This window comes from uncultured Microbulbifer sp., from assembly GCF_947498635.1.
Classification (GTDB): Bacteria; Pseudomonadota; Gammaproteobacteria; order Pseudomonadales; family Cellvibrionaceae; genus Microbulbifer; species Microbulbifer echini.
Genome location: NZ_CANMKV010000001.1, coordinates 186,044 through 212,431, shown reverse-complemented (window position 1 = coordinate 212,431; position 26,388 = coordinate 186,044). Strand labels below are relative to the sequence as shown.

Annotated in this window: 21 protein-coding genes; 8 read left to right on the top strand and 13 right to left on the bottom strand. The window is 50.2% G+C overall.

What is annotated here, in order from left to right; genetic code table 11:
- The first annotated feature begins 206 nt into the window (after positions 1-206).
- Both Q1A69_RS00940 and fghA read left to right on the top strand, forming a co-directional pair.
- Entirely contained in the window at positions 207-1,340 is a 1,134-nt protein-coding gene (locus tag Q1A69_RS00940) for an S-(hydroxymethyl)glutathione dehydrogenase/class III alcohol dehydrogenase (RefSeq protein WP_299579685.1), read from the top strand.
- 18 nt (positions 1,341-1,358) lie between these two features.
- Positions 1,359-2,216 (top strand): S-formylglutathione hydrolase, encoded by an 858-nt coding sequence (fghA, locus tag Q1A69_RS00935; protein ID WP_299579852.1) that lies wholly within the window; start codon positions 1,359-1,361, stop codon positions 2,214-2,216.
- Positions 2,217-2,429: 213 nt separating this feature from the next.
- Here fghA and Q1A69_RS00930 read toward each other — a convergent pair whose 3' ends face one another.
- Positions 2,430-2,855: a hypothetical protein gene (locus Q1A69_RS00930; RefSeq protein ID WP_299579682.1), complete on the bottom strand. Its 426-nt coding sequence runs from the start codon at positions 2,853-2,855 to the stop codon at positions 2,430-2,432.
- 272 nt (positions 2,856-3,127) lie between these two features.
- On the opposite strand from Q1A69_RS00930, the gene Q1A69_RS00925 reads away from it, so the two are divergent.
- Positions 3,128-5,335, top strand: coding sequence for a DPP IV N-terminal domain-containing protein (locus tag Q1A69_RS00925; protein ID WP_299579679.1), 2,208 nt, complete (start codon positions 3,128-3,130; stop codon positions 5,333-5,335).
- Positions 5,336-5,822: 487 nt separating this feature from the next.
- Here the strand turns inward: Q1A69_RS00925 and katG are convergent, their stop codons facing one another.
- A complete protein-coding gene (gene katG / locus Q1A69_RS00920) occupies positions 5,823-8,093 on the bottom strand; it encodes a catalase/peroxidase HPI (RefSeq protein ID WP_299579676.1) in 2,271 nt (756 codons plus the stop codon).
- 588 nt (positions 8,094-8,681) lie between these two features.
- Between katG and Q1A69_RS00915 the strand changes: the two genes are divergently transcribed.
- Entirely contained in the window at positions 8,682-10,661 is a 1,980-nt protein-coding gene (locus tag Q1A69_RS00915; RefSeq protein ID WP_299579673.1) for an alkyl sulfatase dimerization domain-containing protein, read from the top strand.
- Here the strand turns inward: Q1A69_RS00915 and Q1A69_RS00910 are convergent.
- The 10 genes from Q1A69_RS00910 to Q1A69_RS00865 form a co-directional block, all read right to left on the bottom strand.
- Positions 10,572-12,620: a DNRLRE domain-containing protein gene (locus Q1A69_RS00910; RefSeq protein ID WP_299579670.1), complete on the bottom strand. Its 2,049-nt coding sequence runs from the start codon at positions 12,618-12,620 to the stop codon at positions 10,572-10,574. The two genes, Q1A69_RS00915 and Q1A69_RS00910, sit on opposite strands and share 90 nt — an antisense overlap.
- A gap of 88 nt (positions 12,621-12,708) precedes the next feature.
- Positions 12,709-13,350, bottom strand: a complete 642-nt coding sequence (locus tag Q1A69_RS00905; RefSeq protein WP_299579667.1) for a DUF1566 domain-containing protein — start codon at positions 13,348-13,350, stop codon at positions 12,709-12,711.
- Positions 13,347-14,936, bottom strand: a complete 1,590-nt coding sequence (locus Q1A69_RS00900; RefSeq protein ID WP_299579664.1) for an ethylbenzene dehydrogenase-related protein — start codon at positions 14,934-14,936, stop codon at positions 13,347-13,349. Before Q1A69_RS00900 ends, Q1A69_RS00905 begins: the two co-directional genes overlap by 4 nt.
- Positions 14,937-15,089: 153 nt before the next feature.
- The gene (locus Q1A69_RS00895; protein WP_299579661.1) at positions 15,090-15,692 is read right to left on the bottom strand and encodes a glutathione S-transferase family protein; all 603 of its coding nucleotides are present in this window, start codon (positions 15,690-15,692) and stop codon (positions 15,090-15,092) included.
- A gap of 85 nt (positions 15,693-15,777) precedes the next feature.
- Positions 15,778-16,029 carry a YdcH family protein gene (locus Q1A69_RS00890; protein ID WP_299579658.1) on the bottom strand — a complete coding sequence of 84 codons (252 nt, stop codon included), beginning with the start codon at positions 16,027-16,029 and terminating at the stop codon, positions 15,778-15,780.
- A gap of 734 nt (positions 16,030-16,763) precedes the next feature.
- The gene (locus Q1A69_RS00885; protein WP_299579655.1) at positions 16,764-17,456 is read right to left on the bottom strand and encodes a TetR/AcrR family transcriptional regulator; all 693 of its coding nucleotides are present in this window, start codon (positions 17,454-17,456) and stop codon (positions 16,764-16,766) included.
- 205 nt (positions 17,457-17,661) lie between these two features.
- Positions 17,662-18,681, bottom strand: coding sequence for a cytochrome d ubiquinol oxidase subunit II (locus Q1A69_RS00880; RefSeq protein ID WP_299579653.1), 1,020 nt, complete (start codon positions 18,679-18,681; stop codon positions 17,662-17,664).
- The gene (locus Q1A69_RS00875) at positions 18,674-20,068 is read right to left on the bottom strand and encodes a cytochrome ubiquinol oxidase subunit I (RefSeq protein WP_299579650.1); all 1,395 of its coding nucleotides are present in this window, start codon (positions 20,066-20,068) and stop codon (positions 18,674-18,676) included. Before Q1A69_RS00875 ends, Q1A69_RS00880 begins: the two co-directional genes overlap by 8 nt.
- Before the next feature lie 200 nt (positions 20,069-20,268).
- On the bottom strand, positions 20,269-20,826 hold the full coding sequence (locus Q1A69_RS00870; protein ID WP_299579647.1) for a GbsR/MarR family transcriptional regulator: 558 nt from the start codon (positions 20,824-20,826) through the stop codon (positions 20,269-20,271).
- Between the two features lie 177 nt (positions 20,827-21,003).
- Positions 21,004-21,945 carry a DUF1853 family protein gene (locus tag Q1A69_RS00865; RefSeq protein WP_299579644.1) on the bottom strand — a complete coding sequence of 314 codons (942 nt, stop codon included), beginning with the start codon at positions 21,943-21,945 and terminating at the stop codon, positions 21,004-21,006.
- 225 nt (positions 21,946-22,170) lie between these two features.
- On the opposite strand from Q1A69_RS00865, the gene Q1A69_RS00860 reads away from it, so the two are divergent.
- The gene (locus tag Q1A69_RS00860) at positions 22,171-23,073 is read left to right on the top strand and encodes a bile acid:sodium symporter family protein (RefSeq protein WP_299579641.1); all 903 of its coding nucleotides are present in this window, start codon (positions 22,171-22,173) and stop codon (positions 23,071-23,073) included.
- A gap of 7 nt (positions 23,074-23,080) precedes the next feature.
- On the opposite strand, the gene Q1A69_RS00855 is transcribed toward Q1A69_RS00860, so the two are convergent.
- Entirely contained in the window at positions 23,081-23,770 is a 690-nt protein-coding gene (locus tag Q1A69_RS00855) for a Crp/Fnr family transcriptional regulator (protein WP_299579639.1), read from the bottom strand.
- An 81-nt stretch (positions 23,771-23,851) separates the two neighbouring features.
- Here Q1A69_RS00855 and Q1A69_RS00850 point away from each other — a divergent pair, with 81 nt between their 5' ends.
- From Q1A69_RS00850 to Q1A69_RS00840, 3 genes are all read left to right on the top strand, one after another.
- Positions 23,852-24,619 (top strand): class II aldolase/adducin family protein, encoded by a 768-nt coding sequence (locus tag Q1A69_RS00850; protein WP_299579636.1) that lies wholly within the window; start codon positions 23,852-23,854, stop codon positions 24,617-24,619.
- A 277-nt stretch (positions 24,620-24,896) separates the two neighbouring features.
- On the top strand, positions 24,897-25,808 hold the full coding sequence (locus Q1A69_RS00845) for a hypothetical protein (protein WP_299579632.1): 912 nt from the start codon (positions 24,897-24,899) through the stop codon (positions 25,806-25,808).
- Between the two features lie 258 nt (positions 25,809-26,066).
- A complete protein-coding gene (locus Q1A69_RS00840) occupies positions 26,067-26,327 on the top strand; it encodes a hypothetical protein (RefSeq protein WP_299579630.1) in 261 nt (86 codons plus the stop codon).
- Positions 26,328-26,388: the final 61 nt, after the last annotated feature.

The following is a 26,388-nucleotide window of genomic DNA, read 5'->3' as shown; positions in this document are numbered from 1 at the left end:
ACCTCTACGTCAGTTCTCTGTGCCTCTAGTGAGCGGGTATCTGTTTGGTACTGTTCAAGGTCCCTTTTCCTTTCTCTACCGGATTTTTTCCGGCGAAAAATTGGCGCCGGTTTGTCTCTCAAGAGGCCTGTATTTTGCCTCGCCAATATTGGCGGGCTATGCTGGGCTTCTGTTGAATTTAACAAGCGTTGATAAGGAATAACACCATGGGTGCAGAGACGATTCGCTGTAAAGCCGCTGTGGCCTGGGAAGCGGGTGAGCCGCTTTCTATCGAGGAAGTAGAAGTGATGCCCCCGCAAAAAGGCGAGGTGCGTATCCGGCTGATGGCCACTGGGGTGTGCCACACGGATGCTTTTACCCTGTCAGGAGAGGACCCGGAAGGGGTATTTCCCGCAATCCTTGGGCATGAAGGGGCGGGCGTTGTGGAATCGGTAGGTGAGGGGGTAACCGGTTTAGTCGTCGGGGACCATGTAATACCGCTCTATACCCCCGAATGTGGCGAATGCAAATTTTGTCTGTCGGGCAAAACCAACCTCTGCCAAAAAATTCGCGCGACTCAGGGGAAGGGGCTGATGCCGGATGGCAGCACCCGTTTCTCTATTAATGGAAAACCCATTTATCACTACATGGGCACCTCCACCTTTTCTGAGTATACGGTGTTACCGGAAATTTCTTTGGCGAAGATTAATCCCGAAGCACCACTTGAGGAAGTTTGCCTGCTGGGTTGTGGCGTCACCACCGGTATGGGAGCCGTGATTAATACTGCAAAGGTAGAAGCGGGCTCTACTGTGGCTATTTTTGGCTTAGGTGGTATCGGGCTGTCAGCTATTATTGGGGCCAAAATGGCCGGGGCAGAGCGTATTATTGGTATCGATATCAATGAGAATAAATTTGAGCTGGCAAAAAAGCTCGGCGCAACTGAATGTATCAACCCCAAGAATTATGAGCAGCCTATACAGGAAGTGATCGTCGATCTTACCGATGGTGGGGTGGATTATTCTTTTGAGTGTATCGGCAATGTTGATGTGATGCGTTCCGCCCTGGAGTGCTGTCATAAGGGGTGGGGTGAATCTGTGATTATTGGCGTTGCCGGTGCGGGTCAGGAAATTAGTACGCGCCCTTTCCAATTGGTAACTGGCAGGGTATGGCGTGGCACCGCTTTTGGCGGAGTGAAAGGCCGTTCTGAGCTGCCGGACTATGTGGAGCGCTATTTGGCTGGGAAATTTAAATTGGATGATTTTATTACCCACACTATGCCGCTGGAAAAAATTAATGAGGCTTTTGACTTGATGCATAAAGGCAAGAGTATTCGCAGCGTAATTCACTACGAGAAAGTCTGAGCGGATTAACTTATGTCTATTGAGCTTATTAGCAGTGTGCGGTCTTTTAGCGGGCAGCAGCAGCAATACCGGCACCACTCCTCCACGTTGAATTGCTCCATGCATTTCTCGGTTTATTTACCTCAGGGGGCGGATAGCGAACAGGGACACCATTTCCCGGTGCTCTATTGGTTGTCGGGCCTGACTTGTACCGATGCCAACTTTAGCCAGAAAGCCGGCGCCCAGCGCATGGCCGCAGAGTTGGGTATTGTATTGGTGGTGCCGGATACCAGTCCCCGTGGCGAGGATGTTGCAGATGATCCTTCCTACGACCTGGGGCAGGGTGCGGGATTTTATGTCAATGCGACCCAGGACCCCTGGAAGCAGCACTATCGAATGTATGACTACATTGTGGAGGAGTTGCCGGCATTGATTGAGGGAAATTTTCCTGTGAATCAGCGTCGTGCGATCAGCGGTCACTCCATGGGTGGGCACGGCGCACTGGTTATTGGCTTGAGAAACCCTGAGCGCTATACGTCTATTTCTGCCTTTAGTCCAATCTGTAATCCGATTGCCTGTCCCTGGGGAGAGAAGGCTTTGGGTGCATATTTGGGTGCGGAAACCACTCACTGGGAAGAGTACGATGCTTCGGTATTGGTGGGGCGAGCCATAAATCACCGTCCCATACTGGTATCGCAGGGTGATAAGGATGAGTTTTTGGAACAGCAGTTGCGACCGGAAGCCTTGCAGATGGCAGCGGAAGTTTGTGGCTATCCGATCCGGTTTGAGCACCACGGGGGCTATGACCACAGTTATTACTTTATTGCCTCTTTTATCGAAGAGCACTTGCGCTTCCATGCCGATTTCTTGCTGAAAAATGACCATTCAGACAGCTAGATCGCTCATCGAATATCCATACGGATAAGCGAAACGGTTGGTATTTCTCGGGAGGCCCAAAGAAGTGGGGAGAGGATATCCCTCCTCTCGGGGTGCGATAAGACATGGATGTCGAATAGCTATACAGAAGAATGTAATCACCGGCTATCCAGGGAGAGGAGGATTCTTCGTCATGAAGCCAATGCTAACCGCAGTTAAGGATCTGCACTGTTATTAGGGCGATTCTGCTCGGCATTCACCGAGGATTTCTGCCCGGTTTTGATCGATAGTCTGCTCTATCAGGAACCACCCATTGGGACAGAAACTGCTTTCATGGAGCAGAAATTCCATTCTCTCCATTGCGATTTTTCTAATTTCTCCGGTATTGGGTTTATTACCGCTGGGTTTTTCTGCGCCGGGTTTCCCTCCACTAGGCTTCCCACCTTTACGACTTCCCTCTGGGGTACCACCAGGGGGGGCTCTCCGGGGCTTCTGGCCGGAAGGGCGATCAGGGCCCAGAGTAGCTTTATAGGTAAAGCGTTTATGGCCCAGTTCGCCGATCTGGGTTACAAAGGATTCTGTTGTGGGAACCACTGGGGTTGAATTACAGCCGCTAATCATCAGGGCTGCGGCAATAGGGGGGATTAAGTAAAAATTCATTGTAATTATCCTGCGAAAGTGGGTGCCCCAGTATGACCCTAGGACTTAACTAAGGTCGGTAAAGCAGAGTAAAAATTTGTAAAGTCCACTAATTTCAGAATAATCATTTAGAAGTTCTTTAAAAGGAGGTTCGACAGATTACTTGAGGTGCATATTACATTGTAAAATCGCCAAGTATTAAATAAGTTGATGTTAGAACTTTACTCAATTCACCAGCGGCGATTCGGTTGAAAACCGAGTACCGTAGTGAAAATATAAAATTAAGAGCAACTATGAAAAGAACACTTCTGGCCCTGCTTGGTGGTGCTTTCGTGGGTATTTGTACCGCTGAACCACTGACCATTGAAAGAATATTCTCAGATCCTGCTTTGAGTGGTTCTGCCCCGCGGGCCCTGGAGTACTCCCCCGATGGGAGTCGAGTGACTTATCTGAAAGGTCGTGAGGAAGATTACAACCGGTATGATTTGTGGGAATACAATATTGCCGATGGGGAATCCCGAATACTGGTAAATTCCGACAGTCTGCACCGCGGTCATGAAATCCTGTCGGATGAGGAGAAGGCTCGGCGCGAACGCCAGCGTATCTATGGCAGTGGAATTATGGAGTACAACTGGTCTGAGGACGGGCAAGCTCTATTGTTCCCGCTGGCTGGGGATATTTATTACTACGATCTTAATAAAAAGACGGCACAGAGGCTGACGGATACAGACGCCTTTGAAACCGATGTGCGAGTTTCACCCAGTGGTCGGTATGTATCTTTTATTCGTGAACAAAATATTCACCTGGTCGATTTAAAAAATGCACAAGAACGACAATTGACCCTGGATGGCAAGGGGCCGATTAAAAATGGTATGGCTGAATTTGTCGCCCAGGAGGAAATGGGCCGAATGACCGGTTATTGGTGGTCACCAGATGACCGCCATATTGCTTTTCTACAAGTGGATGAATCTCCTGTGGATGAACTGACCCGCAGTGAAATCTATGCGGATCGTATTGAAATGATTCAGCAGCGCTATCCAGCTGCGGGTAAGGCCAATGTAAAAATTCGGTTAGGCATATTGGACGTTGAGTCTGGAAAAACGCGCTGGATCAACCTGGGTGATAACCAGGATATTTATATTCCCCGGGTGCAATGGGCACACAAAAACCTGCTGACTTTTCAGTGGCAATCTCGAAATCAGCGGAAGCTGGAACTTCGAGCTTTTGATTTGCAAAGCAATACAAGTAAGACTCTGCTAGGTGAGTCCAGTGATACCTGGGTAAACTTGAGTGACGATCTCTACTTTCTTGAGGGTAAAGATCAATTTATTTGGTCTTCGGAGAGAGATGGTTACAAACACCTCTATTTGTACAATCTTAACGGCAAGCTGTTAACTCAGCTAACCCAAGGTCATTGGGTGGTGGATGAGCTTGAGGCAGTCGATGATAAAAAGGGCTTGATATATTTCACGGGGCGCAAAGATACGTCTATAGAGCGACATTTATATCGAATGGCTTTAAACGAAAGGGGGGGGATACAGCGGATCTCCAAGGCAAATGGTATGCATAATATTGAATTCGCCAAAGATGCTTCGGGTTATATCGATAAGTTCTCCAATGTGAATACACCACCGCAGGTCAGCCTACATCGTACGGATGGTGAACGGGTGACTTGGCTTGAAGAAAATGCGGTTGTTAAGGAGCATCCCCTATATCCTTATAAGTCCGATTGGGTTGCCCCGGAGTTCGGTTCTATCAAAGGGTCTCAGGGGCATCGGCTCAATTATCGCCTGTACAAGCCGAGACATTTTGATGCCGGTAAGCGTTATCCTGTAATGGTGTATGTCTATGGTGGTCCCCACGCACAGGTTGTCACCAATAGTTGGGATAAAGCCTTCAATCAATTTATGGCGCAGCAGGGCTACATTGTCTTTTCTTTGGATAATCGCGGTTCTGCAAATAGAGGAACGGCCTTTGAAAATCCTATATTCAAAAACATGGGTGGTCCAGAGGTTGAAGATCAGGTTGCCGGGGTGAAATATTTACGCTCTCTACCTTACGTGGATAGTAAAAATATCGGTATTTATGGGCATAGTTATGGGGGCTATATGGCTCTTATGAGTATGTTTAAAGCGGGCGATTACTTTAAGGCCGGAGTTTCGGGCGCACCGGTTACAGACTGGGCCCTTTATGATACCCACTATACTGAGCGTTATATGGGTAACCCTAATACTGATTCGGATGCTTATCAGGCCTCCTCGGTTTTCCCCTATACTGACGGACTCAAGGGCTCTTTGTTGATCTATCACGGTATGGCGGATGACAATGTTTTGTTCACTAATACCACTCGGCTAATTAAGCAGTTACAGGATAATGGTCAACAGTTTGAGTTAATGACCTATCCTGGCAAAAAACATAGTCTGCGAGGTAAGCAGACCCGTATTCACCAGTACACCATGATCAAAGATTTCTTCGATAGACACTTGCGCAGCGATAGCTAATTGTTAGTTTTACCTTCTGTTATTTATCCGGCAGCCGTTGAGTGGATACTCCCGACTGCTGGATAAATAGTTAGCAGTTTGCTCTGCTAGTGTCGGCTTTTTATTTTAATCCTTCCCGCCATCTTTCGTATTGTCTCAGCGTTAATTTTTGCTATCTCATTTTGAGTTTAATTTTGTGCGCCTGTTGATTGCTTTTTACAGGGGTTCTCTCTTTTGAGAAGCTGTGACTGATGGGTGAAAAAATCCTCTGAGGGCTGTATAGCTAGTCTTTCAATAGGGTGGCTTGTGCTGAATTTTGTAGTGATACTTATCCCCGGCTGGGTATCGAAATGTAAGGGGTATACAAGCCTCTCACTTAGGTTTTTTGTTGGGGAAAAATTTTACAAGTCTAGACTGATGTGGAATTTTTTATGGACTGGGGGAGCAAAGGCAAACCGGTCCTTATGCCGGTTTGCCAGATAAAAATGATTGGAATGTAGTTTTCTATTTATTGGTTGGTTATATCAAAACGGTCAAGATTCATTACCTTTGTCCAGGCCTTGGCAAAATCCTGAGTAAATTTTCCCTGGGAATCATTGAAAGCATAAACTTCGGCAATTGCCCTAAGTTCAGAGTTGGAGCCAAATATCAGATCCACCGGCGTTGCCGTCCATTTAACTTTACCGGTTTTACGATCACTGCCCTCATACACACCCTCTGCTTTGTCCGATTTTTTCCATACCGTAGACATATCCAACAGGTTGACGAAAAAGTCGTTGGTTAAGGTGCCTGGACGGCTGGTTAAAACTCCATTTGGTGATCCATCAGTATTGGCATTGAGCGATCGCATACCACCAATCAGTACGGTCATTTCCGGTACACTAAGTGTTAACAGGCTGGCGCGGTCCACTAGCATCTCGGTGGGTGTGCGGCTGTTATCTTTGCTGAAGTAATTGCGGAAACCATCAGCGGTGGGCTCCAGCATGGCGATAGAGTTGACATCGGTCTGTTGCTGGGTCGCATCCGTCCGGCCCGGTTTGAAGGGGACGGTGATTTTTTGTCCGCCATCTGCGGCAGCCTTCTCTACAGCCGCAGAGCCGCCAAGAACAATTAAATCAGCAAGAGAAACCTTCTTGCCATCAGACTGAGTACTGTTAAATTCCTGTTGCACTTTTTCCAATTGTGCCAGCACTTTGGCGAGTTCCTCTGGGTCATTCACCGGCCATTCTTTTTGGGGTTCTAGGCGGATGCGTGCTCCGTTTGCTCCCCCGCGCTTGTCTGAACCGCGGAAGGTCGATGCAGAGCCCCAGGCAGTTCTTACCAGCTCGGGGACGGACAATCCTGAAGAGAGGATTTTGGCTTTCAGCTGGGTAATATCCTTGTCATTTATCAGGGGGTAATCAACTTTGGGCACTGGGTCCTGCCAGATCAGATCCTCTTTGGGAACTTCCATACCCAGATAGCGGGCACGGGGGCCCATATCGCGGTGGGTCAGTTTGTACCAAGCCTTGGCGAAGGCACGTTTGAACGCCTCCGGGTTTTCCTGGAACCGCTTGGCGATCTCCCGGTAACTGGGATCAAACTTTAACGATAAATCGGTGGTAAACATGATCGGCGCATGGCGCTTGTTTTGATCGAAGGCATCGGGGACTAGGTTGGCTGCAGCGGAATCATCGGGTATCCACTGTACTGCACCTGCGGGACTCTTGGTTTTTACCCAGTTAAATTTGAACAGATTGTCCAGGTATTGCTGGCTCCAATTGATGGGGGCGGCCGACCAGGCTCCCTCAAGCCCAGAGGTCATGGTGTCATCGGCGTTACCTTTGCCACATTTGTTTTTCCAGCCGAGGCCCTGTTGCTCGATGGGGGCTGCTGCTGGCTCTGGGCCTAAGCAGTCTACTTTAACGGCACCGTGAGCCTTGCCAAAGGTATGCCCACCCGCGATGAGTGCAACGGTCTCCTCATCATTCATGGCCATGCGGGCAAAGGTTTCACGGATATCGATGGCTGCCGCCTTGGGATCGGGATTACCGTTGGGGCCCTCTGGGTTTACATAGATCAGCCCCATTTGTACGGCGGCCAAGGGCCTCTCGAGTTGGCGATTGCCGGTATAGCGCTCATCGGCCAGCATTTTGGTTTCCGGCCCCCAGTAGACTAGGTCGGGCTCCCAGTCGTCCACGCGGCCGCCGGCAAAACCGTAGGTTTCGAAACCCATAGATTCCAAGGCCACATTTCCGGTGAGTACCATGAGGTCGGCCCAAGATAGTTTGGCGCCATATTTCTGTTTAATGGGCCAGAGTAGACGCCGAGCTTTATCCAGATTGGCGTTATCGGGCCAACTGTTCAATGGGTCAAAGCGTTGCTGGGCACCCCCGGCTCCGCCGCGGCCATCGTTAATACGATAGGTGCCGGCGCTATGCCAGGCCATGCGAATCATAAAGGGACCATAGTGGTCATAGTCGGCCGGCCACCAGGCCTGGGATGTTTTCAACAAGGATTCAATGTCACTTTTGACCGCTTTGAGATCGAGCGTTTTAAACGCCTCGGAGTAATTAAAGTCTTCTCCCAGCGGGTTGGATTTTGGAGAGTGCTGACGTAATGGGCGAAGGTCCAGCTGATTGGGCCACCAGAACTGGTTGGGTTTTGGTTGGTATTCTGTGGGGCCTTTGTGGATTATCTGATCTGTCACAACCTCCTCTTCGGTGGCGAATACTCCAGGCGCCAATAGAGCCATCGTGATGGTTAGGGCGACTCTGACCGTAGATGTCTTTAATTGCATTACAATCATCTCCATTCGATAAGAAATGCAGACCACGGCTATTTCCGAGCCTTCACCGCCGAAGTCAAAGGGAATGTATAGACTATATTGGCGACGCGGTTATTGCGAGTTCCAGTAAACGGTTTTGTAGAGTATGCCGTGATTTCACTGTAAAAAAATAAATAAAAAATATCGATCAAAAAATACTTTATTGTATTCTTTCTTGTTTTTCTGTTTCTTTATAGTACTCGCGTTACGTTTTTATACCCTTGCACTTTTCGTTCTTTTTATTTTTCAGTCAATAGTCTTTATCGCTTTTGAATCCAGCCTTCACTGCTGTGTTTTTTGGCGTGCTTTATTTTTGTGGGGCACTAATCATCGAATAAACCCCAAGGAGGTTGAATTTGGCGCAGGTTTTCTAATGAGCTCTCTGAATGTGTTGGAAATAGTGGTATTCAGGGGGTAGAGAGCGAACGCTTTCGATGTGTGATTCAAAAATAAATTACCTTAATGCGTAAAATTGAGCTGTGGCGCTATAGGTAGAATCGCCCGTTCGCCATTTTATTGTCCAGGTAGAGCCTCGGGCTGGGTTATATAAGGAGATTCTTTATGCGCTTTTTTCTACTTCTAGGATTGCTTTCTGTACTTTTGCTGGCCTGTAGTGAAGACCTACAAAAAAATACGGGCGAGTTAAATGATCAGGTTAAACCTGCAAGTCGCGCCACTGTCGCTCATAACCGGGCTTTGACCGAGCAGCTGCCCTTCTCGGATGACCTGGACTTTCATCTGGCCAAGCGCGGGTTCATCGCCACGATTCCCGGTGCGCAGATAAAAAATGCTATGGGGCGGGAAGTCTATGGCCTGGCGCAGATGCAATTTCTTGAGGGGGCGGCAGAGGATACGGTGAATCCCAGCCTGTGGCGGCAGGCTCAGCTAAATGCCTTGAATAATGGCTTATTCGAAGTCGTGGAGGGCATTTATCAGATACGCTCGCTGGATCTGGCTAATATGACCCTGGTTCAGGGGGAGAGCGGATGGATCATTATTGATCCCCTGACATCAATGGAAACCGCGGCGGCTGGATTGGCCCTGGCGAATAGGGAACTGGGGGAGCGGCCCGTAAGTGCGGTGATTTTTACCCATAGTCACGCCGACCATTTTGCCGGTGTGGCGGGGGTCCTTTCCATGCAGCAGCTGGCAAATGGGTCTGTGGATATTATTGCACCAAAAGGGTTTTCTGCGGAGGCCATCAGTGAAAATGTGCGCTCGGGTAATGTGATGCAACGCCGCGCGCTGTACCAGTTTGGGGATTTACTGCCTTCCAGCCCGGAAGGCTTTGTGTCTTCTGGACTTGGCAATCGCGTATCCGATGGTGAGCATGGTATTGCCACCCCGACCCGGGTTATTCCCGAGTCGGGAGCGAAGATGAAAATTGACGGTGTGGATATCGTATTTATCAACACCCCAGGGGCTGAGGCCCCGACCGAGATGGTATTTTTCTTTCCCCAGTTTAATGCCCTATGCATGAGTGAGATTGCGAATCATACGCTGCATAATCTCTACACCCTGCGCGGTGCTAAAACTCGTGACGCCCAGGCTTGGAGTCGGTATATCGAGCACGCCATGGAAAAATTTGGTGAACGTACGGAGGTGGTTTTTAGCAGTCACCACTGGCCCACCTGGGGAAACTCGGAGGCCATGAATTATTTGGCCAAACAGCGTGATCTGTATAAATATATCCACGATCAGACACTGCGTTTGGCTAACCATGGTCACGATATGGTGGAAATTGCCGAGCAGTTGCAACTGCCGGAGGCACTGTCTCACACTTGGGCCAACCGGGGATATTACGGTACGGTCAATGTTGGCGCTAAAGCAGTTTATAACCGCTACCTGGGTTATTTCGATGGTAACCCAGCCAACCTCTATCCGCTGCCGCAGGAAGAGGCGGCGCTTCGTTATGTGGAGTATATGGGGGGGCGGGATGCGATTATGGCGCGGGCGCAAAAGGACTTTGTCCGAGGTGATTATCGCTGGGTCGCGATGGTGTTAAAGCATCTGGTTTTTGCCGAGCCGGAGCATCACGCGGCTCGCTATCTATTAGCGGATACTTTTGAGCAACTGGGTTATCAGGCGGAGTCCGGTATTTGGCGTAATTTTTATTTAAGTGGTGCCAGGGAGTTGCGCCATGGTGTCGAGTTTCGTGAAGAAATGCGTCCCCCGGAAGAAATTGTTGCGCGTGTGCCCCTGCAACTTTTATTCGATGCCATGGCCGTACGACTCAATGGCGAAAAAGCGGCGAATGCAGATATCCGCCTAAATATAGAGATGACGGACATCGATGAAAAATATTTGGTGGTGGTCAAAAATGGGGTCTTGCACGGTTATCCAAATCGTCACAGTGAAGACCCTTCCGCCAGTCTGGCATTGAGCAGCACCGACCTACGCATGATGTTCAGTGGCTTGGTCGGTGCGCCCACCATGATTAAAGAGGGCCGATTAAAGGTGCGCGGCAACCCCCTGGCCCTGATCCAGTTTGGCCGACTCTTCGACAAGTTTGACCGGAATTTCAATCTTGTGACCCCCTAAGCGGGTGGTGCTAGGAAAAGCTGGCAGCAATAACGTGGGTTTTATATCAGTCGATGGTCGCCGAAATGTGAGGCCTGCTTGTTTTAGGGGCTGGGCTGCCGGCAGAGCTCCCGTGGCCAAGTTGTTGCAGCTGGCCTCTATTTTTAGCGCTGGTGACATACCGGTTTCCTTGGAGGTGGAATCCATTCCGTTGCTGCCAATGCGTGGGGCAATCACAAGACCGGTATTTGTACCGCTCAGCCAACTGTCAATCAGCCCAGAAGAGAGTAGATCAATACTTTCTATCCCCTTATAAAAAGGCACAAAACTCTCGGCTAGGTTGCCGCGCACCGAGGAGCCGCTCACAGAATTCCAGGTGGTGCTCTCTTCATTCCAGTCACTGGCTGCCTGATAAATACCGAAGGTGCTGCCTGAGCGATCGGTGATATTCAGCTCCAGGGTGGCAGAGCGGATGGAAGAGCAGCCGGAGAGGTTGGAAAGGTCAAACTTAATCAGTGTGTAGAGGGTGCCGTAGGTGGAATCACTGCCATCGACAAGGAGTCCATCAGAATCCCCGTCAAAATTACTTGAGGCGTAGCGGGAAGAGATATAGACATCATCAGTCACCGGCAGGGAAAAGCTGCCGCCGTTATCTGAGTCCTCTTCGATCACACTGCGGCCTGCACTGTTGGCCACCAGTGTCATGGCTTCCCCTAAGCGGTTGGCGGTCCACCAATTCACATTATCTGGCAGGATCATTGGATCGGCTGCGCGCTCCTCCCAAGATAGGGTTTCTGCGCTGTCATCGAATTGTGCGGTGCGAACTACCAGCCCCGCTTCGCTCACCTGGATGACTTTGAACTGCTGAATACTGGCCATATCAATGGTCCAGGATTTGGCATCGTTGGCCGAGCGGGCCGGCGCTCCCCAGCTGCCTTCCCCGACATAAACAGTGCCGCCGTTGATGGTGGTAGAAAAGTTATTGCCACTGGGTATCACGGCCTCGGTCATCTTGGTAAGGTGGGTGTCGGATTCCACTACCAGGTTCATGGCGTAATCGTAAAATGACTGCGCCCACCAATTAAACAGGGTTGGGTTGTCGGACTTGCCGCTATAGTGGGGGAACATGGGCTTGTGATACTGGGCGAAACGCCATTGGGTGGCGCTGCCGTAACTGGATAAATCGGCCGCCAGCCAGTTGTTCATGGCACTCGCGTAAGAAGACCAGCCGCTACTCTGGAACTGGCTATTCAAAGTGTACACCCGTAACAGTGGTGATATTTGTACCGCGCCGTAAGTATCACTGGGTGAGCAGTCGCCATCACCATTGAAATCAACGCCAAAGACTTCGCAGATGCTTGAGTAGTTGTCGTCTTCGTGATTGCCATGGGTGGGGATCAATGGATAGATACGCTTATAGCTGTAGCCATCGATCGTATCGCTGGAGTAGGTCAGCGCCCAGTCATCGAGGAACTCGCGCATTTCCGAGGCGCTATTGGCATTGGTAAAGTCGCCGCCGTGCATCACCGCAAGGGGGCGAATCTTGGCCAGCAGCGCATTGCCTTGGCGGCGCGTGGTATGGCCTGTACGGGTATCGCCACCGGCCACCACGACGAAGGGCGATTTTTCTACTGGAGCGGTTTTGAACCAAAAGCGCTCTCCGCAACCACTCTGGTCGCATACACGGAAATAGACTGGGGAATCCGCATTCAGATTTTGTAAGCGCACAAAGTGGCTGGTGATTCCGCCGTCGAAGGTTTCGCTATTGCTGACAAATGCGCTGTTCCAGCTGTTTTCGTTGGTGGAGTAACCGTAACTGATATAGGGATTGGTGCTGCTGCCATCGGGAGAGAAACCGATTACTGCACTGTTGGAGGCATCGCCATCCCAGGCGAGGCGGTAGTGTTTAGTGTCGGCGCTGGCGTCTATTGCCAGCAATAGCGCCGAGGCGGTGAGTGCGCGGCCGAAATATCGTCTCATGGGAGGGCTTCCTTTGAACATGGGGACCTGTGCTTGTGAGAGCGCCACAGCCTGGAGGGGACAGTTGCAGGTCGGCGGCGCGCGGGAATTATTGATGCGTGATGTGACAGACGCTTGAACGATTGGTTACCAAGCGTGTAAAGGCGGCATTGCGATAGGGAATTGTGATGGTCTGCCCATTTATAAAATTTATTGCGGCACCGCCAACCTTCAAGTAGCGGTACACACCTTTTAATGGAAGATTCCCATCGCTGCTCCAATAATCACCGCGCTGGGTTTTAGGGAAGTACCCGGTTTCGATACTCGGGCTTCCGGGTTTTACTTCTGTGGTCACCAGCGAACGCAATTCGGTAGACGTGGGTAGGCGCCAGTGATTTGTGCCGCAGAGCTTTTCCCGATTGGTGTGGTGTATTAAATCCTCGGTATCACAGCGATCGGCTTCAAAGTAACAATCCCCGTTATTGGGAACGCCCTGGTTTTGCAGAAAGCGCGAATAGGTCCAGCGCCCATCGTGTGTATCCTCATTGTCTGTTTTCACTTCCCACAACAAACCGCTGCGGCTGTCACACACACAAGCCCAAGGACCATCCCAGGCATTGATCGCTTTCCCCTTGCTATTCACTTTAAACAGGTGATATTGCGGCGGTTGAGGCGCTTGGGGCGTGTGGATAATGGCGGCGCCGAGTAGGATTGCGGGTAGAAAAAAAAGCAAAAAAAAGCGTGTCATCATAGCGTTTTACCCAGGTGCAATTGGATAGCTCTGGTATGCCGGGTGTGGGCAACTTGCGCGCGATCAAAGGCGGAGACCCACATGCAGATGCCATCTTTGATGGCGATATCCTGAGGGGATTGGGTATTCAGCTTACGCACTAATTCGAGGGACCAATGGCCATCTTTCCAAATGCCTTTTGCGCGAACATCTGCGCGATCGCCCTCGAAGCGGTTGGAGGTATAAAGTACCGAGGGCATTAGAGTGCCCGTAGGGACCTGATCGCTCTCTTTCGAATAGGGTTGGTAATCAAACCAGGAAATGGTCCAGTCCAGCGTTTGATTTTGGCTGGTTTGCTGATAGGGCGCCAATCGGTTCACATCACGGGGGAGGCGTTTGGGGGTGATGGCTTCGGAGGAATACCATTTCCAATTCATCCGGTAGGCGCCAGACTCCTTACCATCCTGCTGATAACCGGCGGTATAGCGGCGCTGGCCCGCGCGAACTTTATCCGCCGCACCGATATAGTTATCATCCGCCAGAACCATTTTATTGGTGCGCACCGCCTTCCAGTGCCACAGGTCATGCAGTTGCCCTGTAGGACTGTAGTGATAGCCCTTGCCGTGCCAGTTGGCCGGCTTGTCCGGCAGCGGCGAGCGTCCCAGATGAGCGGTGCCGGCGCCGGCAAAGTCGCAATGGTTCGAGAGTAAAATGGCAAATTTATCCTCGTAGTATTGGCGCTCATCAAAAGAGTCAAAGCCCTGTTGTTGAATTTTCCAACCGCTATTGGTTTTTTTCAGGGGTAGGTGGGCCAGGCTTTCCGAAGGATCTTGCCAGGTAATATGGAAGTAAATTTCCTGACCATTTTGCAGGGCTTTGATACGCACATCGGTACTGCCCTGGTAAAAATTGGCGCCGCCATCAGTGCTAATTTGCAGTATTTCTGCTTTTCCCCATTGGGCTTCATTGGCGTACCCATCAATATCGATCACCGTGTCTGGGGACATTGCGACTACGGGCAGCGGATGAAGTGAGACTTTTCTCAAGAAAAGCCAACCACCGAGTAAAGAAGTCATTAAAAGACTGCAAAATACAATGGACCAAGTTTGTCTTGCGGCAACGGGCCGTAGGATGTATTGCAGCGCTTTCACCCCTGACTGAGCCAGATAAACGCCAGCATGCAGAAATAGATAAATAGCAAGCCCAAGGGCGGTGTAAAAGTGAACTGTGCGAACTAACGGCAGCGCACCAGTTCCGCTGAAGAGTAGCCAGCCACTCACCAGTGCGCTCCCGATCAGACCGATTCCTGCCCAGGTAACCACTTTGTGATAAGTCACTCTCTTGCTGTGGTAACTATTGTGTTGCTTAGATTGATGGTGACGCAGGACTCTCGAGCATAAATACGCAACGGCGATCAGGGAAAGTAGGATTGCGCCGATGAAGTGCACACTGTGCACTTCTCCCTGAGGTAGTAGCTCCTCAATAGAGGCAACAGTGGGCCTGTTCAGTGTGGCGATACGCAGCCCGCTGAAAAGACTGCAAATCACGCCTATTACCAGTGTGCTGTGTAGAAGTATCCACAGTGAGCTTTTTGAATGGTCAGGCATGGTTCGGCCCCAAAAAAGCGCTCAGGCTAGCGGGAAGAAATGACAGTTTAGAGAAGTATTTATGTCGATGAGAAGTGGCTGGAACTTATTGAATGCCAAAGAAATAGGCTGGCGGGTTAGAAGGCCTTGTAAGATTAAAAATACATCAAGTATCTATTCGTGCAGGGGGGTTGCAATGAAGCTCTCGCGGGCTTCGAGGGTCCTCGCCAGTGCGTTTAGCTGCGGCCTCGCGTCTCGCCAATCGAAATCTTCGTGGCGAAAATCTAGGTAGGACAGCGCAGAACCCAAGGTGATATGTAACAGGCTGAATTGATCGGGTAGTAGGGATACCCTGGTTTCTAGATAGTTCAGGGTACGGCTAATCGCCCGGTTGTAGCGCTGCCACCAAAAGTCCGATTGGAGGTCTTCTCGCCCGCGAATCTTCTCCATTTGCCTTTGTACCAGGGCTTCCATCAGACCCGAAGAAATACTGTAGAGGGTTCTCAGCTCCCAGTCGCTCTGGATGGCGGCGCTGAGGTGGCCGTCTCCCAGTTGCTTGTCCAGGTAGGCACAAATCACTTCGCTATCCATAATGGCATTGCCATTATCGAGAGTTAGGCAAGGAACCTTACCCAGGGGGTTACTGGAAAGCAATTCCTCCAGATCGTGGAACGGGTGAGAAAAGTACTCCTTAATACAGGAGTGTAATTTATGTTCCTCCACCACGATTCTTGCCGTGCGGGCAAAAGGAGAGGAGTAGGTCAGGTAGAGTTGCATACGGCCACTTGGTTAACTCAGTGTCTTACACGGTTAGAGGATTGAGGTGGCGCCGGCAAAATCCAGCCAACTCTTTGCGCAAATATCAGTGATGAGTAGTACCGTCGGTAATGCGGTTATAGAGGTGTTGCTTGAGGTAGGCTCGTTGTTTTTTCAGGCTTGAATAATGTTCGTCATCAGTGCCAATGCCACTGTCCTGAAGTCCGCGAATCTGCTTGTCCAGCTTGCGGTACTGATCATTTTCTAGTTTGAATTCCATATCGTCTTTGATTAAGCGTTTGATGGTGTCGGTGTGCTCGGGAAAATCCAGCTCCAGTTCATGCGCGGCGATGGACATAGAAAATCTCCCCTCAATTCATTCACAACAATGCTTTAAGTTTAGTTGGTGGCTGCCTGGTCACACATTGTGCTTTCGAGAGTAATTTGTTTTCCCTGGCGATAGCCCATAGGTGCAGTTAAGAAGTTTTCAGTAAGTCAGGCGACTTATCTGTTTATTTGCGGCTGGTCCACACTCTGTTGCGGTTTTAAATGGTTTATTGGGTGGGAAAATTATTAGGCCTTCAAAGCGTATGTTCTGAATTGGGGGCGGGGGGTGCAGCTTCTTTATAAGAAAATAATCTAGAAAATAATTAAATAATTCCATTACTCGCTAAACAATCTGCTCAGATCGGGACATGGAGGCTGACATAGAGGCTATTGCTACTGCGATAAGGAATTGTAGCGAAGTGAAGCCACTTGCGTAGGGAGGAGGTTAACAGCAAAAGCTTTTAGGTTGCGAGGGGGCATTTCACATCAGAAAATACCGGTATGTCCGGGTTCTTCTTAAGAATGTTTCTAGGAGTGGTTGAGCGGTGCAAAGATTTCTTCTGCTTGCCGAGCTGAAATAGATCCCTGGTTAAAAATCGACGACTTTTGGTATCAGCAAAGCCATTATCTTTCTATTAAAAGAAGATTTTATTTTGTTAATTGCCCCCCAGGTTAGAAGCGTAACCAAAAAAGCCCGGCATTTCTTTCTGCCGGGCCTCTTATAGGTGGGTTATACCCAAAATTTAACCAGTAATTATTGGGCTTTTAGGCAGAGGCCTCCAGCGGTGCAAAGCGCAACTGACGTCGCTGTAAAAGCTCTCCAAGGTACAGTTTCAGGTAAGCGGCGGCTGCCCGCTTGCCCTCAGCGGCAGCTTCTTCGGTGATTCTGCCGAAGCGAGAATACGCCTGGGAGCAGAATGAATCATTGATATTGATGGCGCACATAAAGCGATCGCGCCAGTCCTGTGATGGAGGCAGCTCAAACTCGCGAGACAGGTTCTTGATCAGGGTATCTGCCAGGCGCCAGTTATTTTCCATCTGTAGTTGGCGCAGTGCCCAGCTGGATTGTGGGCCATAATGCACCTTTAAGGCAGATATATTATCTTCGTAATAGCTGCGCACTAAATCACACAGGTGATACAGCATATCCTGCCAGCTCTCTGCCGGTGAGAAGTCTGAGTGCCCCAGTACGACATCGCCAAACGACTTGTAGTGGCGCTCCGCCAAAGCGGTCAGACTGGCATCTACACTTGGGAAAAAGTGGTAAACGGATGCAGCAGGCACCCCGGCCACCTGACTCAGGTTGGCGAGGCTGATATCGGTAGAATCCTGCTCCGAAATGAGTGTTTCCAGCGCATCAAGAAGCTTTTCATACTTCTCGCGGCCGTTTTTACGTTGTGGTTTGCGCGGACTAGCAGTGTCGCGCCGGCTAATAGCCCGTCGATCGATTTGGTTCAAATTCACCTCCCCTTAGACAAGCGCAGTTGGCAAGCGCCAGAAGTGCGCTTTACTTCCTTGTAAAAAATTGTCTTCTGGAATTGATGATTATTATCGTACCAATTTCGGGGAGCAAGGGGATTTTGTTCGAATTGTGGGATAGTTCCGCATTAGGGGATTGATTTTGGCTAAGTGTTACTATCCCACACAGTTGGATTTTATTTTCCTAATGGTAGTGAAGTTCGGTAGCTTTGCCGCGAAACACCCGGTAGGAAAAAGCCGTATAGATAAGAATAATCGGCACTACGATCAGGGCGCCCACCAGGATGAATTTCAGTGAAGCGGTCGCACTGGCGGCCTGCCAGATATTCAGTTGTCCCGGCACTATGTCGGGAAAGAAGCTGAATGCCAGGCCGGTAAAGCACATCAAGAAGATCGTCACCACCATCGCGAAGGGCACCGCGCAATGTCGATCACCGGTCTTGGGCAGCCTGGCCAGTAGTATGTCGTTAAAGATAAATGCCAGGAAACACAGGGTGGGTATGAGTAGTACGAACATTACCAGTGGGTAGCTAAACCAGCGGTCAAAGACTGTTGGGTTCACCAGCGGATTAATTGCCGAGACAGCGAGCACCCCGAGCAGCGTTGCACGACCCGCTCGGCGGGCCCAGCGCACCGCGCGCTCCTGCAGTTGCGATTCGGTTTTCAAAACCAGCCAGGCCGAGCCCATATAACTATAGGCCGCGGTGACACCCAGGGCACTTACTGCAGAGAAGAGCTGAGCCTGCCAGCCCGGCGTAAACCCCATCACATATTGCCCGAGCATATAACCCTGGGCCAAGCTGGTGGTTAGTGAGCCGCCCTTAAAGGTCCGGTCCCAGGCGAGCTTGTGTCCCACGGCTGCCTTGGCGCGAAAGTCAAAAGCCACACCTCTCAGAATCAATCCCACCAGCATGATGGCTGCCGGAATATAGAGGTGCATCAGCACCAGGTTGTGGGCAATAGGGAAGGCGATAAGCAGTAGGCCAATGGCGAGTACCAGCCAGGTTTCATTGGCATCCCAAAACGGACCGATTGAGGCGATCATGGTATCCCGCTCAGCTTCATCCTCCTCGCTCAGGGGAAGGAGAATACCGACCCCTAAGTCGTAGCCATCCAGGATGGCATATACCAGAACCGCGAGGCCCATGAGGCCAATAAAAACAATGGGTAGCCAGTAGGCTGCGGAAGATGCGGCCTCATTCATGGGAGTCCCCCTTGGATGACTCTTGGGTGGATTTTGGCAGGTTGGTCAAATTGCCCCCGGCGCGAGGTTCCTCGGTTTCAAACTCCTCTACTTTGACTGACTTCAATGCCATGACCTTTAGGGTGTGGATATAGGCGAATAGCAGGATGACATAGACGGTCAGGTAGAGGGTGAGAGAGAAGCCCACATGCGAAGGGGGAATCTTCGTCACAGCGTCTGCGGTTTTTAGCACTCCGGTTACCAACCAGGGCTGGCGGCCAATTTCCGTCACATACCAGCCGGCCAAGGTGGCTACCCATCCGGCAAAGGTCATTGCGACCAGAGTTTTTAACGCCCAGCGTGGCAACTCCTTGCGTCGCCACAGGAGGTAGCATCCGCCCCAGGCCACCGTCAGCATTAATAGGCCCATCCCGATCATAATACGAAAGGCGAAAAATACCGGCGCCACCGGGGGATGATCATCGGGGAATGCCTCGATACCCTTCACCTCGCCATTTAGATCATGGGTGAGGATCAAGCTGGCCATTTTGGGGATAGCGATTTCAAAGTGATTAGTTTTTTTCTCGCCATCGGGGATCGCGAACAGTAGGAGTGGAGCCCCTTTTTCGGTTTCCCACAGCCCTTCCATTGCGGCTACTTTTTGCGGCTGATATTTGAAGGTGTTGAGACCGTGCAGGTCGCCGACAAATATCTGGATGGGGATAAATACTGCCGCCAGGACCAATCCGGTTTTAAGTGCTAGTCGCGGTGCACGCTTGGTGTCACCCTTGAGTATTCGGTAGGCGGAAATCCCCGCGACAAAGAACGCAGCGGTGAGACCTGAGGCCAGCAGCATATGGATCAGGCGATAGGGAAAGGACGCATTAAAAATAATGGCCAGCCAGCTCTCTGGAAAGGCGACTCCATCGCGCATCTCAAACCCGGAGGGAGTTTGCATCCAGGAATTGAGGGCGATGATCCAGAAGGCTGAAAGGGTGGTACCAACGGCAACGACAAAGGCCGAGAAAGTGTGGACCTTACTGGGCACGCGTTTAATGCCAAACAGCATAATGCCTAGGAAAGTGGCTTCGAGAAAAAAGGCGGTGAGTACTTCGTAACCCAGTAACGGCCCGGCAATATTTCCAACCCGAGCCATATAGCCCGGCCAGTTAGTTCCAAACTGGAAGGACATGGTGATGCCACTGACAACCCCTAGGGCGAAAGTGAGTGCAAAAACTTTTACCCAAAACCGGTAGGCGCGCATCCAAACAGGATTATTGGTCTGGTCATAGCGCAGTTTAAAAAAAACGATGATCCAGGCGAGGGCGATGGTGATAGTGGGAAAGAGAATATGAAAACTAATATTAGCGGCAAACTGTATTCTGGAGAGGATCAGAGTGTCTAGCATGGGAGCCTCTGCTGGCCGGAGTAATTTTATAACCAGATAACCAAGCGACTCTTCCCGAGCCGTCTGGGGGTGCCCGTAAAACACCATTGCAGGAGTATGGACCCGCCGGTATTTTTTGAGCGTGTACCGACGCGAGGCCGGCGGCGGTATATCCCTATACCGTTAATCTTTTTCACTCGAGGCGTGTTTCAGGCACGCTTTTAATCGGGAGCGGTCTTGCCTCCACTCATTTTATTTTTCAGCTCCAGCAGCTTGATGATGCCGGATCCGAGCTTCATTAACTTGAGGAGATCATCGTGCTCCAGCTTGCTCAGGGTGTTGGCGAATTCCTCCAGTAATTCCAGCAGGCTGTAGACCTCCTGAATTTTTTCCTGAGCCTGGGCATCCTGCTCATCCTGGGGCTCATTGAGCAATAGCTGGCGCAAGAGACTCAGGGTTGGGTCCAACTCGCGTTTACGTCGCTCCTCGAATACGGTGCGGGCAAGCTCCCAAATAGAGCCTGCAGCGGTGAAGTAGTCTTTGCGGTCTCCCGGTTGATGCTGCAGCTCAACAAGGCGCCAGGCTTGTAGCTCCTTGAGGCCCATACTGACATTACCGCGGCTAATTTTTAGGGCCTGCGCGAGCTGCTCGGCATTTAGCGGGACCGGGTGGATGGTCAGCAGGGCAAACATCTGGCCGACGGTGCGATTAAACCCCCACCGGCTGCCCATCTCCCCAAAATGCAACACAAAGGCCTGAGCTTGACTGGAAAGTTTCATTAGATTCTTAACTTTCAGAAATTTCTGAAAATTGTAAATGTTAATTGATCTAAGTCAATAAATATTTGGAAAAAAATTGTACGGCTCTTTCCGTTTGTGGCGGCTACGCATAGGGCGTGACCAGAGGGCAAGGGCAGAGCAGTGCGCCGAGTGATACGGGTAGCAGGTGGACTCTTGTCAGGAGGGAAGGCTCGCCAATGCGCGCTGAGCCCAGTGGGTGGGAACGATAAAGCCGCGACTGGTTTCGCCGTCCAGGCCCTGTACGGCAAAACACAGCGGTTGGTCCACGTCAGCTTTTTCCAGAGTTTTATAGAGTGACTCAAAAGCGATCCCTCTGCTCCCGCTTGGTGGTACCGGAGCGAGCCATGTGCGCTTGGGAAGTTGTTGCCAACGCAGGAGCGGCGTGTCACTTTCCTGTTCTAAAACGTTTCGGAGCGTTGCCAGGTCGGCCCACCAGTGACTGTGCAGAAGGGGCTGGCTACCATTTATTTCCATGTTAAGGGTTTTCAGGGGCTCAAAGAGCCGGCCTGGCATCCGTGCCCATTGTTGCTCAATGCGGATTCCCAACGCGGTTAAGAGAGGTTGCACCGACTGGCGCTGGACAAGGGGTAACTGGTGTTCCGCCATGCGCTTCAGTTTAATATCCAAACGGTCCCTGACGCCTGGCCCGACCCAAAAGGGGCCGGGTAAGCCGAGATAGAACTTTACCGCTATTTCCCAGTGCTCGCAGCGGTTACTGGGCCGGTGGTGTACAACAAAATCCAGTTCACCGAGGGTTCTGCCGGCACTGCGCAGGGGTAAGTTTTGATATAGCAGCTGGTAGTCGGGGTGGTGTTGGAAGGCAAAAGACCAGAGACGCTCGAAGTAGACACCGAGGCGTCCAGTGGGTTTGTGTTGGTCTATTTCCAGCAGATACTCGTCAAGCTCACCCGCCAGCCGTTGCTTTACTTCTGCACCAGAAAAATAAGCGTGTAACGCCCTATGCCGCGCCTCAGGTAACCAGGGCAGGTGGATAAGATTACCTGTCGTTAGTGCGGTGGCGGGGATATCGGTGCTGTTCAAGGACCAGAGCAGGTTAGCCCAGTTATCCACAGTTGGGCTGGAAAGTTTATCTGCCATCGAAACCCTCGCTGGTTTTCTTTATGGAGGCTCGATGATTCTATCAGGCCCGGCAACTGGCGGTTGACTGTGCTAGTGTTGACTTTCGTAAGAATAATAACAATTCAAAAACAGGTAACCCCAGTACCTCTTTCAGCACGGAGTATAGGCTTTTGTTAAAGCTCAGCCGGCGTTGAAATGTGGGTGGGTTCATACCAGACAATAATAAAAAGAGAGGAAACGAGTGTGGAATCAGGACCTATGATCTCGATCGGTTTACCGATCGCGCTGTTTATTATTATGGTGGGAATTGGAATGACCCTGAATGCCAGGGATTTTCACCAAGTCACGGTAAAACCCGCTGGCTTACTGGTGGGCACTTTCACCCAAATAGTATTTATGCCCCTTGTGGCCTTTGTTCTGTGTTGGGCTCTTAGTTTACCCGCACCGATTGCGGTGGGGTTAATTATTATTGCGGCCTGTCCAGGCGGGACCACCTCTAATCTGTTTACATTACTCGCTCGCGGCAATGTAGCGCTATCCATAGTGCTTACGGTTTCGGCCAGTTTGATTACAATTCTGACCCTGCCTTTCTTTACTAACTTCGCTCTGCGGCAATACTTTGGTGCTGAGCAGGAAATTGTCCTGCCCTTTGCCCGAACAGTGGCTATGTTATCGGTCATCGTTCTATTGCCGGTGGTGATTGGCATGTTGGTACGCGCCTGGAGTCCTCGCCTGGCTAGTCGTGCTGAGGGCATTGTGAGTATTTTTGGTGCCTTGGTATTGCTCATTTTGGTGGTGGGTCTGGTATGGGGAATGAGAGATCGGATAGGGGAGCTTATGTTCCTGGCCGGCCCCTCGTCGATCTTACTGAATCTGTTGGGGGTGTTGGCCGGGCTAACTATTAGCCATATATGTGGTCTCTCTCGGCGCGATAGCCTGGCCGTTGCCACAGAGCTGGGGATCAAAAATGGCACTATCGGTCTTATGGTGACACTCACGCTTCTACATTCCAGTGAAATGTCCGTGCCCTCCGCGGTATATGGAGTTCTCATGTTTCCTTCGGGGATGTTGCTGGCTTATTACGGCCGCAAAAAAGTGCGTGAAGCGGACGAGGGTGAGGCTGCAAACATTGGTGAGACCGGTTGAGAGGCACTCAATCCAATAGCTCGATATAGGTCTTAAGGCGCTCGACATCTGGAACGCAGATACGCCCGTAGGAGGATTCGATGAGCCCTTTTGCCTCAATATTTTTCAGCACCCGATGAACCCCTTGTCGGGTCATGCCCATAGTATTGGCGAGTAGCTCCCTGGTGAGGCGAAAACTCGCCGGGCTGCTCTGTTTCCCGCTGTTGTGCATCTGTGCCATAAAGAAGAGGCGCCGAGCAATCCGCGCTTCTGTGCCCCGTAGTACATCGTCCTGAATAATCGACATCACCGTCCAGAGTCTGCGACTGATCTGTTCCAGTGCCACCGGATAGGCTTCAGGATGTTGTGCCATTTGCTCCCTCAGCAGATCGCCTGGTATGTCGACAACGACACAAGCGCTATGCGCGCTGGCCCCAAATACCCGAGGGTTACCTGGGCAAAACACGGTATCACCAAACCAGGCGCCAGCATCTAAAATGGCCAGGGTTGCTTCGCGCCCGGCACCATTGCTGGAACAAATTCGCACCTGCCCCTCGGCGATAATAGAAAGGCGCTCCAAATGTGATCCGGGAGGATAGAGAATGTCACCGCTGGCAAAACGCTGGTATAGCGCCTTTTTAGCGAGGTGGCCCCGAGCTTTCTGAGGGAGACCGGTGAGTAGTGGACAAGTATCGAGAACACTGGCGGTAATATTCATTTGCCAAGTGTAAACAATTTGACAGTGTTTACGGTGGGGCTGATCCAGAATCTGATTTCCATACATACTAAGGAGAACACTATGGAGCTGGATACTATGCCTTCGCTGAAGGGCAGCGTGAGCGAGGAGGAGTGGCAGTTGCGTGTCGATTTAGCAGCGGCTTACCGCTTGATAGCCCATTACGGCTGGGACGATACCATTTTCACACATCTCTCCGTACGTATCCCCGGGCCCGAGGCACACTTTCTGATCAATCCGTTTGGTCTATTTTTTGAGGAAATCACCGCTTCAAGCCTGGTGAAAATCAATCGGGATGGGGAAAAAGTGGATGAGAATTCAGGGATGGTGAACCCGGCGGGATTTACCATCCACAGCGCTATCCATGAGGCCCGCGAGGATGCCCACTGTGTGATGCATACGCATACCACCGCTGGAGTTGCTGTCTCGGCCCATGCAGAGGGCTTGCTGCCGATTTCCCAACAATCCCTGTTCCCCCTTTCGAGCATCGCCTACCACGACTATGAAGGCATTGCCGTACGCGAGGATGAAAAGGCGCGACTGGTGTCAGACCTCGGCCCGGCGAATTATATGATTTTGCGCAATCATGGACTGCTAACTTGTGCTCCCACCGTTGCCGATACCTTCCTGGCCATGTTTATTCTGCAGCGCGCTTGTGAGATACAGGTTAGTGCTCTCGCCGGAAATCCACCCCTCACGCCTGTTCCTCAAGGTATTGTGGATAAAATCGTTAGTGAGGGAGATATGGTGACTGGCAATCAGGGGGGGCTTCTGGTCTGGCCTGGGTTGTTAAGAAAACTGGATCGATCCGATTCCAGTTATCGTCAATAGTACATTCTTGTAAAGCTTTTCAAAAATTATTAAATTTTTTTAACTTGGTTCGGGAGTAATAGACTTTTACTCCCTATTTTGGGATGGTTAATACGCCCTGAGTCTTAGTTTCTAGACTTTCTTCTACAAATGAGGACTCTGTTATAGCGAAAAGATTATGTAACCGTCACAATTATTAAAAATATCCCTTTTAACTGGTTGCTCAAATAGGCAGCTAGGTGTGCATTTGGGGTGGTTGTGTATTGACAAATGATTGAGAGAGTCGGGATATTGGATTATGTTGAATTACCTTATAAAAAAACAATTAAAGCGTCATGATCTAGGTAATAACATGAAGCTAGAAGCTCTGGTGCGCTCTCATCTTCTTGGGCAGCAAGCATTGATGAGTAACGAACCAGGTGTTGGCAATACGAAGAGGCATAAAATCATCGTCTCCTTAACCTCTTTTGATCAGCGTATTCACGATATTTATTTGTGTATAGAGAGCTTATTTCAGCAATCATTAAAAGCTGACGTGGTTGTTTTGTGGTTATCTTTGCAGGATTTTCCGGATGGGGATATTCCCGAGCTGTTAAAAAAACAGCAGAGTCGAGGTTTGAAAATTTGTTTTGTAGAGGAAGATTTTGGCCCTTATAAAAAATATGTATATGCTTTCGATCAGTTTCCCGATAGCCTGATAATTACGGTTGACGATGATGTGCTCTATCCGCTGGATATGATTGATATTCTTTATCAGGCTTACCTGCGTGACCCATCCAATATTTATTGTCATCGTGCCCACCGTATAGAGGTCGATAAGAAAGGAGAAATTCTTCCCTACCAGAAATGGCGTAGCGGAAGAGAGAATTGGTGCGGAAAATCAAACACGCAACCTTGCCACAGAGTTTTTCCCACAGGGGTTGGCGGTGTACTTTATCATCCCGGTTCACTGCATAAAGATGCATTTGATAGTGAAAAATTTTTAGCGCTTTGCCCCAAGGCCGATGATATTTGGCTCAAGGCGATGAGTGTTCGCCAGGGTACCCGGGCAGCTCGTGTGCCAGATTCGCGGCATTGGCGAGATCGGTTTCTCACAATTCCGAGTGCAAGAGCCCAAAGTCTAAAGAGAGAGAATCTCAAAAGTAAGTATGGTAATGACTATAAAATTCGCCGGGTTTTTTCTGAGTATAAATTGTTAGAGTTGCTTTAGTGAGATTCTTAGTGCCGACCTAGTGGGCCTTAAAGGATGCAAACCTCTTCTGAATAAAGCATGGATGCTCAGTATATGTTGGCGGCGAATCTGTATGGAATAGTTTTTTTAGGTTAGCGAAACGTTTGTATTTTTTCAATTTTTAGCGTGCCAGCAATACTTTCCATAAATGGCTGTGGGTTAAGAGGTTTAGGTTTGAGGTTTTATTGCTTTTCTATATTTTTCTTGTTGCCATGCTTTTCTTATGCGGAGCATAAAATGCTACTTGGTCGATCGAACTTTGATGAGGAGATGATATCCTCTGCGGTTGATATGTTGAAAGATGAGCTCCCCGGTGGGTGGAAGATATGCTCTAATGTTGAAAGAATATATTCAAAAATAATTGAGGAAAGGGTTGCTAAGAACGGCAAAAAATTCTCTAAAGAGAAGTGGTATCTTGTGGGCTGTGACGGTGCGAGTTATGTTTTTGCGACATTGCGCAATAGCCGTATTATACAAATAAGTCAAGTGAGTCCTTAATGGTACTGGTTTGTAGAGGGTTTAGTTGGGGGGCTGATTCATGGACTGTTGGGTAAGTGTG